This window comes from Nonomuraea insulae (genome assembly GCF_042656245.1).
This window is the reverse complement of the sequence record NZ_JBHSPA010000023.1, coordinates 349,981-366,691: the sequence shown is the minus strand read 5'-3', so window position 1 is coordinate 366,691 and position 16,711 is coordinate 349,981. Positions and strand designations below refer to the sequence as shown.

Annotated in this window: 12 protein-coding genes; 2 read left to right on the top strand and 10 right to left on the bottom strand. The window is 71.0% G+C overall.

The window, feature by feature from the left end; translation table 11 throughout:
- Positions 1–45: 45 nt before the first annotated feature.
- The 8 genes from ACFPZ3_RS19410 to ACFPZ3_RS19375 all read right to left on the bottom strand — a co-directional run bounded on the left by ACFPZ3_RS19410 (position 46) and on the right by ACFPZ3_RS19375 (position 11,105).
- Positions 46–219, bottom strand: a complete 174-nt coding sequence (locus ACFPZ3_RS19410; RefSeq protein ID WP_379515548.1) for a thiomuracin/GE37468 family thiazolyl RiPP peptide — start codon at positions 217–219, stop codon at positions 46–48.
- A gap of 12 nt (positions 220–231) precedes the next feature.
- Entirely contained in the window at positions 232–1,962 is a 1,731-nt protein-coding gene (locus tag ACFPZ3_RS19405; protein WP_379515547.1) for a SagB family peptide dehydrogenase, read from the bottom strand.
- A gap of 8 nt (positions 1,963–1,970) precedes the next feature.
- A complete protein-coding gene (locus ACFPZ3_RS19400) occupies positions 1,971–3,962 on the bottom strand; it encodes a TOMM precursor leader peptide-binding protein (protein WP_379515546.1) in 1,992 nt (663 codons plus the stop codon).
- A complete protein-coding gene (locus tag ACFPZ3_RS19395; protein ID WP_379515545.1) occupies positions 3,955–6,564 on the bottom strand; it encodes a hypothetical protein in 2,610 nt (869 codons plus the stop codon). The genes ACFPZ3_RS19400 and ACFPZ3_RS19395 overlap by 8 nt, the downstream gene beginning before the upstream one ends.
- A 150-nt stretch (positions 6,565–6,714) precedes the next feature.
- Positions 6,715–7,671, bottom strand: coding sequence for an MBL fold metallo-hydrolase (locus tag ACFPZ3_RS19390; protein WP_379515544.1), 957 nt, complete (start codon positions 7,669–7,671; stop codon positions 6,715–6,717).
- 210 nt (positions 7,672–7,881) lie between these two features.
- On the bottom strand, positions 7,882–8,454 hold the full coding sequence (locus ACFPZ3_RS19385; protein ID WP_379515543.1) for a hypothetical protein: 573 nt from the start codon (positions 8,452–8,454) through the stop codon (positions 7,882–7,884).
- Positions 8,455–8,638: 184 nt separating this feature from the next.
- Positions 8,639–9,553 carry a hypothetical protein gene (locus tag ACFPZ3_RS19380; RefSeq protein ID WP_379515542.1) on the bottom strand — a complete coding sequence of 305 codons (915 nt, stop codon included), beginning with the start codon at positions 9,551–9,553 and terminating at the stop codon, positions 8,639–8,641.
- Between the two features lie 73 nt (positions 9,554–9,626).
- Positions 9,627–11,105, bottom strand: coding sequence for an alpha/beta fold hydrolase (locus ACFPZ3_RS19375; protein ID WP_379515541.1), 1,479 nt, complete (start codon positions 11,103–11,105; stop codon positions 9,627–9,629).
- Between the two features lie 156 nt (positions 11,106–11,261).
- Between ACFPZ3_RS19375 and ACFPZ3_RS19370 the strand changes: the two genes are divergently transcribed.
- The gene (locus tag ACFPZ3_RS19370) at positions 11,262–12,533 is read left to right on the top strand and encodes a sensor histidine kinase (protein ID WP_379515540.1); all 1,272 of its coding nucleotides are present in this window, start codon (positions 11,262–11,264) and stop codon (positions 12,531–12,533) included.
- Between the two features lie 4 nt (positions 12,534–12,537).
- Here the strand turns inward: ACFPZ3_RS19370 and ACFPZ3_RS19365 are convergent, their stop codons facing one another.
- Together ACFPZ3_RS19365 and ACFPZ3_RS19360 are read right to left on the bottom strand one after the other, a co-directional pair.
- Positions 12,538–13,125, bottom strand: a complete 588-nt coding sequence (locus tag ACFPZ3_RS19365; RefSeq protein ID WP_379515539.1) for a TetR/AcrR family transcriptional regulator — start codon at positions 13,123–13,125, stop codon at positions 12,538–12,540.
- Positions 13,122–13,937 (bottom strand): oxidoreductase, encoded by an 816-nt coding sequence (locus ACFPZ3_RS19360; protein ID WP_379515538.1) that lies wholly within the window; start codon positions 13,935–13,937, stop codon positions 13,122–13,124. Before ACFPZ3_RS19360 ends, ACFPZ3_RS19365 begins: the two co-directional genes overlap by 4 nt.
- Positions 13,938–14,044: 107 nt before the next feature.
- On the opposite strand from ACFPZ3_RS19360, the gene rph reads away from it, so the two are divergent.
- Positions 14,045–16,711 carry a rifamycin-inactivating phosphotransferase gene (gene rph, locus ACFPZ3_RS19355; RefSeq protein WP_379515537.1) on the top strand — a complete coding sequence of 889 codons (2,667 nt, stop codon included), beginning with the start codon at positions 14,045–14,047 and terminating at the stop codon, positions 16,709–16,711.

Sequence of the window (16,711 nt, the reverse complement as noted above, 5' to 3'; positions counted from 1 at the left end):
TGGAAGGGGCGGTGCGCCCGGGCCCGAGGCCCGGGCGCACCCCGATCAGTCCTCGTCCAGTGGTAGAGCCACGCCGCTGCAGCGTGTGCCGCAGAGGCAGGCGAAGGACGCGGCGGTCTCGGTCATGCCGTGGCCGGTGGTGAGGAACTCGATGGAGTCAGCGGGCAGCACCTCGATGCTGTCCACCGCGAGGCCGTCGAGGTTGAGCTTTCCTGACATGGTTTTCTCCCGTCATATAGGGGGATGACCGGCACCCACGCGTCGCGCAGGTGCGATTCCGTCGCCTGAACCGGCCTCGTCCACCGCCGCAGCGGGGAGAGGCCGGATGAGCGACGGGCCCATGGGGGGCCTGCCGAGCAGCAGGAAGCTCAGCGCCTGCCTGTTGCTGCCCGTCAGGCCGAGTGCCGCCTGAGTGGCGGCGGTGGTGCCGTCGGAGTGGATGCGTGATGCGATGCCGAGGGCCGCGGCGGCCAGCGTGGCCCGGTGCACGGCCAGGCCCGTCGCGGCCTGCTGGATGCGGTACCAGCGGTCGCCGAACCGCCGGACGCCACCCAGCGGGTCGCCCACCGGGATGAGCGCCGCCGCGGCGCTTCGCAGCGCGAGGCGGGTGTTGGGCGCCAGCCTCCCGCCTTGAACGGGCTCGCCGGCCACCGGCGTCAGGGCGTGCCGTTCGGCGTCGTAGCTGTAGATCCCCGCCCGCACGCCCGTCACGCGCAGGGCGAGCAGGTGGAGCATGGGCGAGGGGTCGGGCAGGTCACCGGGCAGGTCGCCGGGGCAGCTGGTGGAGGCTGCGGCGAGGATCTGGGCGAGCTCGCGCGGGCTGATCGGCTCGGGCCGGTAACCGGCCCGGGGCGAGACCCGGTGGGGGATGCCGTCGGAGAGCCGCGGCGGAGCGGCCTCCGGCAGAGCAACCATTTCCCCCATCCCCGTCCCCGTCCCCGTCCCCGTCCCCGTCCCCGTCCCCGTCCCCGTCCCCGTCCCCGTCCCCGGCGTCGGCGTCGGCGTCGGCGTCGGCGTCGGAGTGGGCGTGGGCGTGGGGGCGGGCGTTGGGCCGTGGTTGTGGGCGTGGGGGCGGGTCTCGGGGGCTGGGGCGGTGGCGCGGGTGGCGGCGTGCAGGGCGGTCAGGTGGGGGAGCAGTCCGGTGATCGGCTGCGGGCCCGTGGACCTGACCGTGGGCGCGACGGTGAGGTCGTCCGCTTCGGCGGGGGCGTGCCTCCGTACGGGGAGATCGCTGGGGGTGAGGTCGTCCGCTTCGGCGGGGGCGTGCCTCCGTACGGGGAGAGTGGGGGTGTGACCCTGCACGGTGAGTACGGCGAGCACGCTTTCCGTGGCGCCGTCCAGGCCGAGCAGCCGGTCGGCCGTGGCGTCGTCGAACCGCAGGTGGAGCGAGGCCGACAGGCTCAGCTTCTCGGCCAGCGCCATCGCCTGCGCGGCCAGGGCGCCGATCTCCTGGCATTGCAGGCGGTAGGCGAAGTCGCCGTACTTGACACCGCTGCGCCAGAAGACGGCCGACAACACGAGCACCAGGTCGGGGGGCTGCGGCGGGGGCGCGGCGAGCAGGGCGGTGAATGCCGGACGGTGATCGCCGGCCCGCAACGTCTCCAGGACGTGATGTACGGGGTCGTAGTGGAACAGGCCGGCGGGCAGATCGGAGGTGCCGGCCGCGAGGTAGCACTCGATCGGATACAACCCTCCGCCGGAGGGCGCGGGCCGGCCCACCACGAGCCACGGCGCTTCCTCGACCGGCCGTCCTCGCTCGTCCGCCGGATGAACCCAGTCGACGCGGACCAGGCCGAGCAGGTCACGCAGCAACTCCCCGGCCGGACCAGGCGGCGGGGTGAGCCGGGTGCCGCCGAAGTAGCGTTTGCACCGGTCCGGAGCGGCGCCCCGGGCGACCGGCCCCGCCTGGTCGTCCCGCAGCGCCTCCAGATAGGCGCGGATCGCCGTACCCGATGTGTCCATGGCGGTCCTCACGGGAAAGGGTGGGGGTCGGGGTTGAGCTCACCGGGAAGCAGGTCGCGATCCCGGTGGCCGAGCAGACGCGGCATGCGCAACAGCCGCGGCAGAGCGTGCGTACGGCGGAAACGGTGGCCGAAGGTCATCGAGGCGGTGCCGGGCACCAGCACCTTCGCGCAGGCGAAGCCGCCCGCGCGCAACTCGGGGCCGGTGGTGTCGACGGTGATCACGTCGAGCCCCGTCGCCAGATAGCGGCCGACCAGTTCGGCCAGGTCGCCGGTCAGATCGTCGCGGGCGGGCCATCTCTTTCTCGCGATCGGCCGCGGCGGCCCTTCGACCGGCAGGAACGCCAGCCGCCGGAACGCGTCGGGATGCCCGTGGAGCAGGCCGTGGTCGTCCATCTCGCGTACCCGCTCCGGCTCGGCCAGCAGGCGCGCGGCCCGCCCGGCGTCGTAGCCGTGCGCCAGGCTCTCGATTCCCGGCCCGAGTTCGGCCAGCGCCGAGGCCAGGGCATGTTCGGGGTCGGGATGGGCGCCCGCCGCGCACACCGCGTACGGGCGGCCCGGATCGCCCGCCCGATCGACGGCCATCGCCCAGAACGCGGGCAAGCCCTGCTCCAGGGTGGTGTCGAAGGCCATGACCTGGTAGCCGAGGTCGTGCCGGATCCGTGCCGCGGCCATCGGGATCGCCCGGTCCGCGGCCGAGTCCAGGTCCACCCGGGGGGCGGGCAGGCGGGCGTACCAGGTGGTCAGGAACGCGTCCCGTTCGGCGACCTCCAGCAGGCCGTGGAAGATCGCCTCGGCCGGACAGCCGCCGATCGCGCAGCCGTTGGAGCACTCGTAGGCGAATGCGGGATCGCGCTCGGGCCGCGGGCCGTAATAGGCGAAGCTCTCCGGGACGAGCAGCGGTTCGGCTCGGGCGAAGGAGTAGCCCCACACCCAGGAGGTCGGCCGTTGCGGGTCGAAGCGGGCGAAAGGGAAGCCCGGCTGGTCGTACCACGGGTCCGGATAGAGGCCCAGCGTGCGCGGGTCCAGGGCGCGGCCGGCCACGTCGGCGTAGGCGGCGCGGACAGTGGTGCGGCGGCCCCTGGGCCGCAGGCCCGCGTGGCGTTCCAGCGCCTCGGCCAGGGCCGTGAGCCCGGCCGTGGCGAAGTCGCGGGACCGGCCGTAGCCGTGGTCGCTTTCGTGCCGCGAGGTGCCAGGCTGCAGGCGGGCGACAGCTGTGGCGCCGCCTCCCGCCGTCCCCGTCGCCAGGGACTGGATCAGGCCGGTCTCGGCGTCCACGTACAGCCGTTCCAGGTCCGCCTGGCGTCCGGTCAGGCGCTGTACGCGGAAAACGTCCGGGTCGGGCTTCGGCGACGGCCCGAGCGCCAGAGCGCGGGGCCGATCCGCCGGAAGGTGGGCGCAGTGGGGGCAGAGTGGGTCGGGCAGCACCGGATGCCGGGTGAGCGTGCCGGTTTCGACCGAGATCCGGAGCAGTGTCCGATGGGTGCGGGCGGCGGCCGGGTCGCGGTGCAGCAGCCCGGTCTCGGCCACCACCAGCGCTCCGACGGTGGCGGCCAGCAGCGGTGTCAGCAAGGCGCACGGCCGCGTGACCGGCTCCTCGCCGTACCGCTCCCGCAGCGCGCGCCGCGCTCCCGCATCCGCCCGGTTGCCGGTACGCCGCCGCTCGGCGCAGAGCGGGCAGCCGGGCAGCGGCGGCCGGGCCGACGGGCCGATCAGCACCCAGCCGCTGTCCGTACGGATCGGCAACCAGGGAATCCGCGCCGCGGCGGCCTGCCAGTGGAGGTAACCGTAGTCGCGGGTGTCAGCGGCATCGCGGGCCGTCACGAGCACGTCAGGCGCGTCGAGGTCGCTGGGAGCGCCGGTCAGCGGGCCGCACACGGGCGCCTGCGGCAACGCCGATGCGACGGCCTCACGCAGACGGCCGGACCCCTGCAGAGCCACCCGCGGCGGGGCGGGGCGGAGCTCGCCGACCGCCGGAGGGCCGGCCAGGACATCAGTCATCGCACAACACCACCCGGACCACGTACGGCAGCAGCTCGGCCGCGGCCGCGTCATGGTTCAGGGGCACCACCACCGGCACGTGCCCGGCCTCCCGCAGCGCCTCGGCCAGGACCTTCCACTCCGGCGCCTCGTCCTCCACCCACCACGAGGGCGCGGGATCGGCGTAGGCCGGCTGCCGCGCGGTCCGCGACTGCCAGGCCAGCAGCGCGCGCTCCAGCGCGTCCCGCAGCGCCACGACCGGCGTGGTGGCGCACGCCACCGAGACCGCCGATCCGCAGGTCACCGCATAGGCGGGAAGCTGGAGAACGCCGGTGAGGTCACGAACCCGCGGCCGCTCTCCCGCCGCGCGCAGCAAGTGCAACAAGTGCGCCGCCTCACCGTCGGCTTCAGCACCGCCGTCGGCTTCAGCGTCGACTGAGGCGTCGGCGTCGGTGTGGGGGCTGGCTGCGGTTGCGGTGTGGGCGTCGGGGTTGGGGTCGGCGTCGACTGCGGCTCCGAGCCCGTCTTCAGCGTCAGCTTCGGGGTCGGGGTCGGGGGCGAGGTCGGCGAGGGCGTGGGCGTAGGGGTCCGCGTGGGCTGCGGCTGCGGATGTGGATACGGCGAAGTTTTCCGTGGGTGTCGGGGCGTTGGCCGTGATGTGGGCGCGCAGCAGCGCCTCGGCGTGTGAGCGCAGCCCCGCTGCCAGCGCGGCCGCCCACGACAGTCCGGCCCCGGCCCCGATCGGCGGTCTGGCAGGCCCCTCGGTGGGGTGGGAGATCGTTGTGCGGTTGGTCCAGGTAGTCGGCACGAGCGAGGCCGCGGGCAGGCGGCGCGTGCGGCCGGTGAGTGGTTCGAGGCCCCATGATCCGGCGTCGTCGCCGAAGACCGAAGAGGCCGAAGAGGCTGCAGCGCCCGAAGCGGCTGAAGAGGCTGCAGCGCCCGAAGCGCCCGAAGCGCCCGAAGCGCCCGAAGTGGTCGAAGTGGCCATTGTTCCCGCAGTGCCCGCAGAGGTCGAGGAGGTCGAGGAGGTCGCAGTGGCGAGGGTGTCGTGGGTCGGGTAGGTGGGTGGGGAGTTGTGGGTCGCGTAGGCGGTCAGGGTGTCGTAGGTTGCGCAGGCGGCCAGTAGCGCGCGTACGCGGGCGGTTCGCCGGTCCCGTCCCCAGCCGATGGCCTGCGGTGGGGGTGCCCAGCCGGGCAGGAGCCGGTGCGGGTCGGAGATCATCGCTCGGCATACCGATATCGGGACCTGGACCAGGTCCTGCTCGTCCAGCGTTCCCAGCAGTCCTGTGCGGGGATCCACATACCGCTTCGCGCGTTCGAGCAGGGTTTCCGGCGTGATCGGCTCGGCTGCCTGGAGTTGTTCGATCGTCGCGCGCAGCCTCGCCTCGTCGTGCCGTACGGGGGACGTCCAGGGCACTATCCGATGGCGATGCGTTTCCAGCGTGCGCAGGTCCACCCGGGTCGCCGCCGGGGGCTCCGACGGGTGTGCCAGGCCGGTGAATCGGGCGAAGCATGACAGGGCTGACTGGGCGGCCAGCACCGCGGGGACCGGGCCGGTGAGCAGGTTCGTGCCGTCGTCGTTCTCATCGCGGTGCGGCAGGCCGGCCAGCCGGTGCCAGCACGAGAGCGCCGTGGCCGCCGGGCCGGGGCCGACGCTCCACGCCTCGGCGGGGCGCAGCAGTATCTGGCCCAGCACCACATCGGCCGGGCATGCCCGTGCCGTCGCGAGCAGGCTCGCCACCTCCGTCCCGACCTGCAAGACCACATCGGCACCGGCCGACAACGATCCGTCGGCGCCGGCCGACAACGATCCGTCGGCGCCCGCCGACTGCGGCCCTGCGGTTGCTGGTGACAGTGGTCCGGTGGTGCCGGCTGGCAGGGGTCCGGTGGTGCCGGCTGGCAGGGGTCCGGTGGTGCCCGCCGACAGTGGTCCGGTGGTGCCGATTGACGGGGGTTCTGCGGTGTCTGCCGACAGCGGTCTGGTGGTGTCGGCTGACAATGGTCCTTCCGTGCTCGCCGGCCGCGGTCCGTCGGTGCCGGTCGGTAGTGGTTCTGTGGTGCTGTGGAGCAGCGGTTCGGGGGTGGCTGGGTCTACGCGTACTCGCTGGTCCTCGTCGCGGCGGGCTCGCGCTACCGTCTCCCGCAGCTTTTCGGTCTCCTCGGCGGGGGCCACCACGCGGATCTGCCGCCAGCCGGAGACCAGAACCGCCTCCAGCAGGGCGGTCAGCACCGGGCCGTGTCCGGCGAGGGTGATGCGCGCCTGGCGGAGCCGCTCGAATCGTCGCTCGGCCGAGCCCAGACGGTGACGGACGAAGGCGATCTCGGCGGCGTAGATCTGTCGTTCGCGCTCGCTCAGCCCGTGTGGCTCCTCATCGGCGGCGTCGATGAGGAATCCCTGGTCCGCCAGCGTCCGGACGAGATCGGCGACCATCCGGCGGCGGTCGGTGGGAAGCTCGGCGGTCAGTTCGGCCAGGCTGTGCTCGCCGGTCAGGTGAGGGGCGAGCCTTTCGAGCCACTCGTACGCCTGCGCGCCTTTCAGAGTGCATGCGCCATGGTCGGCGTGGACGTACGCGCCCCCGTCGCAGGGCACGTAACGGACGTCGTCTCGGAGGCGTGGTCGCATGACATCTCCTGGTGTCCATCGCCAAACGAACGCGTAGAGTCATCGCAAAGATACAATCCGTGTCCGCCCATGTATAGCGATTTATTTGGCCAGCTCAGGGGCCATGTTCAGGCGCGGATTCGCCCACAGGCGATCGCCCTGCCGTCCGGGTCAGGACTTGTGGTGCTGGTGCTGTTCTGGCAGGTGGCCATCCGGGTGGACCCACAGCAGGACGTTGTCCGGCCACGAGTCCCACTGCCGCCGGAAGAAGGCGAGAACCTGCTGATCGGAGTAACGCAGGCTGAAGTGGATCAGGACGAACAACGTCCGCGGGTTGGCCTCGACCACGGGCCGCAGCCGGCTCCAGACCGTGTGCCCGATCCGGTTCGCGCGCTCCAGTTCCGTGTCCTCGAGAAAGGTGCACTCGGTGATGACGACCGGGTAGTCGAACAGCCAGGGGTTACGTTCGAAGACGCTTGTGTGCGTGTCGCCCAGGAAGGCGAAGAGCGGCCGGCGGATCTCGGTGTCGACCTCGATGCCCTCTTCGCGGTTGCGTGCCATGACGCGTCCGAACTCGCCGCCCTTGCCCTGACGTACCAGAGACTGTCGCAGTTCCTCGAACTCCGGCCGCAGCGTCTTGCTCCGCTGTGAGAAGGCGTATCCGACACAGGGCACTTTGTGCTCGCACTCCATCACCCGGACGTGGTGCCCCCGGCGTCCGAAGGTGAACTCGTCGTCCTGCCTCACGCCGTGCAGGCGGTGGTTCGCCAGGGCGGGATCGAACCCCGTTCCGTGGTTGAGCTCGGCGGAGGCGCGGATGTAGGACTCGACGTACGGGACCGCCTCGGCGGGCAGGTAGATGTCCGTGCCGGAGGGGTTGGCGGCCAGATAGTCGAGATCCTTGGAGTGGTCATGGTGGGTGTGGGTCAGGAAGACCGTGTCCACCCGCCGTCCTTCGCACAGGCCCGCGTCGAGGCTGCACCGCAGTTCGGGGATGTGGAAGAACGTCTTGTCGTTCGCGCGGGAGTAGCCGGTGAGGGTCAGCTCGGTGCCGGGTATCCGCCAGGTCTTCCACTGCCGGAACGGGTGTCCCTGCTCCAGGCGCTCGGGGTGCTCGGTGGGGGTCATTTCTCGCTGGTCCTCGTACGTTCGCCAAGCGACGCCGCTCGGTCGCGGCCTCGATCATCAACACCGGCGCACCCCGCGGTCCTCGGGAAGGCCATGGTCGGGCGCACCTTGTGGCGGGTCGCCGGCGCTCGCCAGAACCGCGCCCGTCCCACATCAGCTCCACGCCTTCCCGATCTTGTGCAGCACCCTCGCACAACATCCCGCGCGGGGCTACCGAATTCCGCCCTTGTCCTTGAGGACGTAGCCGCCCCGTGTCACCGGCGAACCGGGGGCCGGGGCCATGCACTTGGTCAGCGGCGGCTCGCCCGGCAACGTCGCCCCGGCCAGCCCGATCCTGCTGGGGCCCGCGCCCTTGGCGGCGACGTAGAAGCTCACGCCCATCCGGACCTTGCGAGCCACCAGGTCCTCCCACGGGCCGCCAGGGGTGGCCTTGACGAGGGTTCCCGTGACGGTCGCGGTGGGGCCGCCGGTGGTCAGGCAGTCGACCTCGACCTCCCCCCAGTTCGCCTGGCGCGGCTTCCCCGGCTCGTCGACGGCGTGATAAATGCGGAACGTGCCCCAGGCGCGGGTGGGGAAGACAGGGCTCTCCGTGGTGAATTCCCCATGGGCGTCGACGGTGACCTGGACGTCGTTGCCCGGAGCAGGGAAGTACATCCGCGCCCACCCCTTGATGGAGGCGGTGGTGGTCTTGGCGGGCGAGGCGGCGGCGGGGGAGAGGCCGGCCGCGGTCGTGGCGGCGGCCAGCACGAGGACCCCGGCGGTGCGCCACAGGACGTTGATCATGGTGTTTCTCCCAGCGGGTGATTTGTGAACTGCCCCCACGACTGTCGTGGATGACCAGGCTTTTCACCTCACTCGCCGGAGGGAGCTCTCACGACGGGGTCTCCTTCGGCTGACGCCGTCAGGGCCAGGCGGATCTTTGGTCACGCCGATGCGCAACGACCACGTTCACCGCGAGCATTCCGTGTCATCGCGACGAGGCCCGGCGGCGCCGGTAGACCCCCAGCAGTGTCACCAGGATGGCCAGGCCCGCTGCCACGGCTGTGGCATGCTCGATCAGCGCCACCCCACGTAGTTCGGCCGGTTGATAGGTCCCGGGGAGCAGCAACCACAGCGACTTCCACGCTCCCCAGGAGAACAACGACCCGGAAGCGACGAACCCCAGAGCCATGGGCAGCCACATCGGCGTCCGCGGGCTGCCCCATCGGCCCAGCGCCCACAGGCTCCAGCCGGCGCACACCGCGCCCAGCGCGCTGTTGGCGGTGAGGAGCCTGGCATTGGCATCCCACGTGCTCAGGGCCGCCGGATCCAGCCCGGCGGTCCCGCCCGCGGCCCAGTAGGCCCACAACGCGGCGAGCGCCGCCACCGGCAACAAGATCCACCTGGTACGGCCGCTCGCCCGGTTTCCGCCCACCCGGCCCGTGAAGGCCCACGGCCACCGCTCGCGCAGGAAGAGCGGCAGGCCGACGACCAACGCCACCGCCATCCCGGCGAATCCCACGCCGATGAACACCGTCTCCCAGGCCGGCAGGGCGGACTCCGCCGCGGGCTCGGGCACGCTCGGCACCAGCAGGCTGCTGACGGCCATGTACGGGAGCATGGACACCAGAAACCCGCCGGCGATCCACCCGACAGGAAGCACCAGCCAGGCCGGCAACCGCATGCCCCACGGCTGCGCCAGCGCCAGCCCCAGCCCGATCCCGGCCAGGGCCATCACCACCGTGACCGCGTTGAGCAGCACCCACTCGGCCGAGCCCTGCGCCACCTCCAGGGCGATCCAGATCACCTTGACCAGCAGATAGAGGGACATCGCCGCCGCTGCCGCGATCCCGGCGGCCCGGCGCAGCGACCTGAGTCTGCCCGCCTCGACATGTACACGCATGACCGCGAGTCTCGCGGCCCCGCCTGCGCCGGCCATCCCCTGTACGAGCGAAACGCCTCCCCTGGCAGGGGGATCATTCGGCGGGGCAGGTGGTGCCCGGCTCGGGCAGTCTCAGGTCGGTCAGATAGGTGGTGGCGTGCTGGATCGGGCACTTCTTGCCCAGGAGGTACAGGGCATGGCCGGGCCCGTCGTAGCCCACCGTGACCGATCCCGGGATCATCTTGGTGAAGCTGTCCGTCCAGGTGTAGTCGCCCCATGTGCTGCCGACTCCCAGGGACGGCGGCAGGCCGCGGGACGGCAGCGGGCGGGACGGGTTGGCGACCGGCAGCGGCCAGCCGGCGCAGGCCAGCGCGTCCATCATGGCTCCGCCGCCGAAGTTCGGCGAGGTCTTCCGCGACTGACGACGGAAGGTCTGCAGCTGGGCGTAGCCGGTGTAGCCGCGCTCGTCCCCGCAGCTCATCGCCAGGACGCCGGGCATGACCCAGGTGCGCGTGTTGCCCAGGACGAATTCCGCGAATCCGGAGCCGTCCCCGCGCCTGGCCTTGACCACCGCCTCGGCGAAGGCCAGCCAGCCTGAGTCGTCCGGCCCCGGGGCGTTCGTGAAGCCGAGAGCTCTCAGGTGCCATCCGGTGAGCTCGCCCTTGCCGAACTCGGAAGACGTGACCGGGATCGGCTTGCGATCGGCATCCCGGATGAGCTCGCGCCAGACCGCCGCGGCGTCCTGTCCGTGCAGCGCGCAGGCAGGGGTGGCCGCACACCAGGTGGTGAACTTGGTGAACACCCGCTCCTGGACGGACATACTCCGCAGGTACTGGTCAGGCCAGCCGCGGACCTGGTTGATCACGCCGTCGAGATACATGGCGCGGATCCGCTTCGGGTACAGCCGGGCGTAGGCGGCGGCGGTCACCCCTCCGTAGGAGGTGGCCATGAAGCTCAGCCGTTCTTCGCCCAGGGCCTTGCGCACCGCTTCGGTGTCCCTGGCCACCGACAGGGAGTCCATGTGGGCGAACAGACCGGTCCTGTCCGCCTTCTGGCACGCCTTGAAGGCCTTGTTCATCGCCGCGGCCTGCGCGGTGTACTCCTTGCGGTTATCGGGGTCGTACAGCGTCGTCGCCGGTTGCATGCAGGAGGGCGGCACCTGCGAGAGCCACACCCTGGTGCGGGGTTTGTAGCCGAAGATGTCGAACCTGCGCCCCAGCTCGGTGAGGTCGGCCGCGACGCGCTTCAGGTCCTCGATCCCGTCGGCGCCGGGTCCGCCGGGGATGCCCAGGACGCTGCCGATGCGGCGTGCGGGCTCGGTGGCCGTTAGCCGGGCCAGGTCCAGTTCGATCTTCTTGCCGTCCGGCTCGGCCCAGTCGACGGGCACCGTGATCTCGGCGCACTGCATGCCCGCGGGCAGGCCCTGGCCCGCGCAGCTCCGCCAGGCCGGTTGGGCGTCCCGGGCGGCGGAGGCCGCAGGCGCCGGTCCGGCCATGGCCGCCACCGCCACCGCCACACCGATGACCAGCCATCTGGTCCTGCCACGCCGGTGCCACTGCTTGGTCGTCATCATGGTGATCACCCTGGCGAGACTGGATGATCAGTCGCCACCGGGACATCCTCCGTACCGGCTTCGGGATGTCCCCCACAAGCTGTCCGGGTGTTCTCGCCGGTGAGTGTCCGTCAGGCTGTAGCTCGGAGCCGGGACGTTTGCCAGGTGAGGAGGAGCATGGGCGAGCAGGCGGAGGAGGACGGCTATGGCCCGTGGCGTGTGCTGCTCACCGCCGCTGTGCAGGCGCGGGCGCAGCGCGAGCTCGCCTACGCGCTGATGCTGCCGCTGATGGCGGGAATCGGCCTGGTGCATCTCGTCCTCGTGGGGGTGAGCGTTCTCATGACGGCCAACCTCGTCGGGGTGCCGATGCTGGCCGTGAGCCTGCGGGCGGCCAGAGGGCTGGGCACGGCCAACCGGCGGCTGGCGCGGGTGCTGGCCGGCGTGCCGGTGCCCGACCCTCTGCCCTTCCGCTCCACGCGGGGGATGGTGAACTGGGTCGGTACGGCGCTCGGTGACGCGACGGGATGGCGGGCCGTCCTCCACGGGATGTTCCGGCTGCCGACGGCTTTCGTCGCCTTCGCCGCCGCTGCCGGGTTGTGGGGAGGCGGCCTGCTCCTGCTCCTCTGCCCCCTGTGGTGGCAGTCCTTCACGCTGGCGTACCTGTCGCTCACCGGCTGGCCGGGTGCGGTTCTGATGAGCACGGCAGGAGTGGCGCTGCTGCTCCTCGCCCCTTGGGGCGTCGCTCTCGCGCTGGCCCCGGAGCGCATGCTCGCCCGTTCACTGCTCGGGCCGAGCCCCGGCGACATGCGGATCCGCCGTCTGGAGCGGGCGCGGGCCCTGGCCGTGGACGACGCGGTCGCCAGACTCCGCCAGATCGAGCGCGACCTGCACGACGGGACGGCCGCGCGGCTGGTGACGCTGGCCATGAACCTGGGCATGGCCCAGGAGGAGCTGGACGACGCCCGGGAACCCGAACGGCTGGAGCGCGCCCGCGCCCTCGTCGACGGCGCCCACCGCAGCGCCAAGGAGACGGTGGCCGAACTGCGCGATCTGATCCGCGGCATCCATCCGCCCGCGCTCGACAAGGGGCTGGAGACCGCCCTGGCCACGCTCGCCGCACGGAGCCCGATCCCCGTCCGGCTGAAAGCCGACCTGCCCGAGCGGCCGGCGCCGGCCATCGAGGCCATCGCCTACTTCTGCACGACCGAGCTGCTCGCCAACGTGGCCAGGCACAGCGGCGCCGGACATGCCACGGTCGACGTCCGGGGGAGGGGTGGTCTGCTGACGCTGCTCGTCGGCGACGACGGGGTCGGCGGCGCGGCGATGGACACCGGATCCGGGCTGCGCGGCCTGACCGCCCGGGTCGGGACGATGGACGGCACGCTCGACATCCGCAGTCCGCGCGGAGGGCCCACGGTGATCACCGTCGAGCTTCCTCTGCGCATGTGAGGCCTCAGGCGCGCCGGTAGCCGACCTGCTGGAGAACCGCCATGAGGTAAGCCCTGATGGCATCGGCGCCCTCGGTGTCGGGGTACGCGCCGAGATGGTGCAGGACCGCGCCGTTGAGCATCTGCTGCACCACGTCCAGGTCCTTGTCCCGCGGCAGTTGCCCGCGCTCGCGCGAGCGTCGCAGGGTGGCGTTCTCGGCGTCCGCGCGCCGTCTCCCGTGGGAGTTCCGGTAGGTCCGCAGCAGCTCGGGGTAGTCGTCCACCGCCCCGTACAGGCGGCGCAGCATGCGGCGGTTGCGGGGATCGCTGAGGTAGGTCGCCCAGTTGTCGAGCATCTGCTCGATGTCGGGCCATTCCGGAGCGTGGTCGTGGTGCACCGATTCGATGGCCTGGATCAGCAGGGCCGTCTTGTCGGGGAACCTGCGGTAGACGGTGGCTCGTGTCACCTCGGCCCGCTGGGCCACCTGCTCGATGCTGGTGTCGCTGGCGCCGCGTTCGATCAGCAGGTCGAGCGCGGCGGCGAGCACCGCCGTGTCGACCTCCTGGCTGCGCGGCCGCCCAGGCTGGCGCGGAGCGTGCACGGGACCGGTCATGTCCTGTCGATCTTCGTGACCATGGAGTCGAACGTCCGGTCGGGCAGGAGCTTGTTCAGCGCCAGGATCGTTCTGGCCAGGTAGCCGACGGGGTAGCGCACTCTCGGCTTCGGGGATTCGAGCAGGCGCCTGATCGTCTTGGCGACCACGGCGGGGTCGGAGGCCTTGGTCGCGTTCTCGGCCCGGCTCGCCATCGACTCGGCGAGCTTCGCGTACGGTCCGCGACCGGAGACGGCGCGGAGCTCTCGCGGCGTGTCCTCCTCGAACTCGGTTTTGATGATCCCCGGCTGGATGACCACGACATCGATGCCGAACGGCTTGCACTCCTGCCGCAGCGAGTCCGAGTACGACTCCAGCGCGTGTTTCGAGGCGTGGTACCAGCCGACCAGGGGCAGCGAGATCTCACCGGCGATCGAGGAGACGTTGACGATCGTCCCCGAACGTTGCTCGCGCAGGTAGGGCAGGGCGAGCTGGATGAGCCGGGCCGGCCCGAAGACGTTGACGTCGAACAGGTGCCGTGCCCGTTCGACGGGCACGTCCTCGAGGGCGCCGTGCAGCCCGATCCCGGCGTTGTTGATCAGCACGTCGATCCTCTGCTGTTCGTCCAGCACCGTACGCACGACGCGGTCGAGATCGTCGTCCCTGGTGACGTCCATCGCCACGGGGTGGCCGCCGGCCTGGCGCAGTTCGTCCATCCGTTGCACGCGGCGCGCGGCGCCGTACACGATGTGGCCCGCTTCGCGCAGTTCCAGCGCGGTGGCGCGGCCGATGCCCGACGAGGCGCCGGTCACGAGGCAGATCTTGGCCGCCATGAGTGGCCTTCCTAGAGACTATACAATACAGAGCAGAACTGTATCGTAATATTTGAATGCAGGTGTGTACTGTATTGTAATTGCCACACAAGAGACGGGAAGCAACCATGGGTGCGTACGTGCTCGGGTTCCATGACATCGACAAGACGCAGCTCACCCTGGTCGGAGGGAAGGGCGCCAACCTCGGCGAACTGTCCGCCATCGGCGAGGTTCGCGTGCCGTACGGATTCTGCGTCACCACCGAGGCCTACCAGGAGGTCGTGGAGGGGGACCCGTCGATCAGCGCGCTGATCGACGGGCTGGCCGGGCTGCGTGCCGACGACCGGGCGGGGATCGCCGCCGCCTGCACCCGCCTGCGGGCCGCCATCGAGAGCCTGACCGTGCCCGAGGAGATCCAGCACGAGGTCATCCGGCACCTCCAGGACGCGGGCGGCGAGGACGTGCCCTGCGCGGTACGCTCCAGCGCCACCGCCGAGGACCTGCCCTCCAGCTCCTTCGCCGGCCAGCAGGACACCTACCTCAACGTCCGGGGGACCGAGGCGCTGATCGACAGCGTGCGGCGCTGCTGGGCGTCGCTGTTCACCGACCGCGCCACGGCCTACCGCATCCAGAACGGCTTCGACCACCGCGCGGTCCGGCTGTCGGTGGTCGTCCAGCAGATGATCTTCCCGGACGCCGCGGGCATCATGTTCACCGCGGACCCCGTCTCCGCCAACCGGAGGGTGACCTCGATCGACGCCGGGTTCGGCCTCGGGGAGGCGTTCGTCTCCGGGCTCGTCAACGCCGACAACTACCGGGTCAAGGCCGGGCAGATCATCGACAAGAAGATCGTCGAGCAGACGAAGGAACTGCGCGCCTCCGCGTCCGGCGGCACCCAGGAGCAGCCGATCGAACCTGAGCGGCGCAGCGCCCAGAAGCTCAGCGACGGCCAGATCCTGCGGCTGGAAAGTCTGGGCCGGCGGATCGAGTCGCATTTCGGCAAGCCCCAGGACATCGAGTGGGCCCTGTGCGACGGCAGGTTCTACGTGTTGCAGAGCCGCCCCATCACCACGCTCTACCCCGTGCCGCCCGCGCACGACGACAAGAATCACGTGTACGTCTCCTACGGGCACCGGCAGATGATGACCGACGCCTTCGCCCCTCTGGGCCTGTCGTTGTTCTCCCTGCTGCACGACAAGCTCGGCCGCACGGCGGGCGTCGTGGCCGGCAACCGGTTCTACAAGGACGTCTCGGCCGAGCTCACCTCCGCCTGGGCCAGGCCCGCCACGCTCAAGAGCCTCGGGCAGGTCGACGTCCTGATGGCCAACGCCCTGCGCACCGTGCTGAAGAGGAAGGACTTCGTCGCCTCGCTGGCCCACGGCAAGACCTCCATGCTGGACTTCGGTGAGGGCGGCCCGCTGCCGATCGTGCGCCAGTACCTCAAGCTCGCCCGCGAGGACGATCCCGGCGTCGTGCCCGACCTCATCGCGCGGACCGAGGCGACGGTCGACCGGCTTCGGCGTGGCCTGGCCGGCAAATCCGGCGAGGAGTTGTTCGAGGCCATCATCGACGACCACGACGTGCTGGCCGAGCTCACCTTCGACCCGCGCAGCGTGGCGGCGGCCTTTCTCGGCATCCAGTCGGTGAACTGGGTCAACAAGCACATGGAAGCCTGGCTGGGCGAGAAGAACGCCGCCGACGCCATCTCCCAGTCGGCCGACCACAACGTCGTGGCCGCCATGGGCCTCGGCCTGCTGGACGTCGCCGACGTCGTCCGCGAGCACCCCGACGTCATGCGCTACCTGGAGAGCGCCGAGCGTGACACCTTCTTCGCCGGCCTGGCCCGGTTCGAGGGCGGTGACCTCGTCAAGGACGCCATCCAGGACTATCTGCGCACGTACGGCATGCACTGCGCCGGAGACATCGACATCACCAGGACGCGCTGGAGCGAGGACCCGACGCTGCTCGTCCCGCTGCTCCTCGGCAACATCAAGAACTTCCCGCCGGGAGAGCGTGAGCGCAAGGCCGAGCAGGGCCGCGCCGAGGCGCGACGCACCATCGACGATCTCCTCGACAGGCTGAGGAAGCTGCCCGGCGGGGCGGGCAAGGCCAAGAAGGCGGCCAGGAAGATGAGCCTGATCCGCCACTTCATCGGCTACCGCGAGTACTCCAAGCACTCCCTGCTGTTGCGGTACGAGATCTACAAGCGGGCGCTGATGGAAGAGGCGGGCAAGCTGGTGGAGCGCGGGATCATCAAGCGGCCCGAGGACGTGTACTTCCTGTCCCTTGAGGAGCTCAGGAAGGTGGTCGGCACGGGTGAGCTGGACTACTCGATCATCAGCCGGCGCAGGGAGGCGCACGAGACGTACCAGAAGCTCGTTCCCCCACGTGTCATCACCTCCGAGGGCGAGGTCATCTCCGGCGAATACGACGCGGGGACCCTGCCGGAGGGGGCGCTGGCCGGAATCGCGGTGTCGTCGGGCGTCGTGGAGGGCCGCGCCCGGGTCATCCTCAGCATGGAACAGGCCGACGTGCAGGAGGGCGACATCCTCGTCACCGTCTTCACCGACCCGAGCTGGTCGCCCCTGTTCGTCTCCGTCAAGGGCGTCGTCATGGAGGTCGGGGGCGTGATGACGCACGGCGCCGTGGTGGCCAGGGAGTACGGCCTCCCCGCCGTCGTCGGCGTGGAGGGCGCCACCAGGCGCATCGAGGACGGGCAGCTCATCCGCGTGAACGGCAGCGAGGGATACGTGGAGATTCTGCCAATTGCCAAAGACAATCCCAAGGACGCCTGA

Coding starts and splice junctions, on each gene's coding strand:
- ACFPZ3_RS19410 (WP_379515548.1), bottom strand. CDS start 219: ATGTCAGGAAAGCTCAACCTCGACGGCCTCGCGGTGGACAGCATCGAG.
- ACFPZ3_RS19405 (WP_379515547.1), bottom strand. CDS start 1,962: ATGGACACATCGGGTACGGCGATCCGCGCCTATCTGGAGGCGCTGCGG.
- ACFPZ3_RS19400 (WP_379515546.1), bottom strand. CDS start 3,962: ATGACTGATGTCCTGGCCGGCCCTCCGGCGGTCGGCGAGCTCCGCCCC.
- ACFPZ3_RS19395 (WP_379515545.1), bottom strand. CDS start 6,564: ATGCGACCACGCCTCCGAGACGACGTCCGTTACGTGCCCTGCGACGGG.
- ACFPZ3_RS19390 (WP_379515544.1), bottom strand. CDS start 7,671: ATGACCCCCACCGAGCACCCCGAGCGCCTGGAGCAGGGACACCCGTTC.
- ACFPZ3_RS19385 (WP_379515543.1), bottom strand. CDS start 8,454: ATGATCAACGTCCTGTGGCGCACCGCCGGGGTCCTCGTGCTGGCCGCC.
- ACFPZ3_RS19380 (WP_379515542.1), bottom strand. CDS start 9,553: ATGCGTGTACATGTCGAGGCGGGCAGACTCAGGTCGCTGCGCCGGGCC.
- ACFPZ3_RS19375 (WP_379515541.1), bottom strand. CDS start 11,105: ATGATGACGACCAAGCAGTGGCACCGGCGTGGCAGGACCAGATGGCTG.
- ACFPZ3_RS19370 (WP_379515540.1), top strand. CDS start 11,262: ATGGGCGAGCAGGCGGAGGAGGACGGCTATGGCCCGTGGCGTGTGCTG.
- ACFPZ3_RS19365 (WP_379515539.1), bottom strand. CDS start 13,125: ATGACCGGTCCCGTGCACGCTCCGCGCCAGCCTGGGCGGCCGCGCAGC.
- ACFPZ3_RS19360 (WP_379515538.1), bottom strand. CDS start 13,937: ATGGCGGCCAAGATCTGCCTCGTGACCGGCGCCTCGTCGGGCATCGGC.
- rph (WP_379515537.1), top strand. CDS start 14,045: ATGGGTGCGTACGTGCTCGGGTTCCATGACATCGACAAGACGCAGCTC.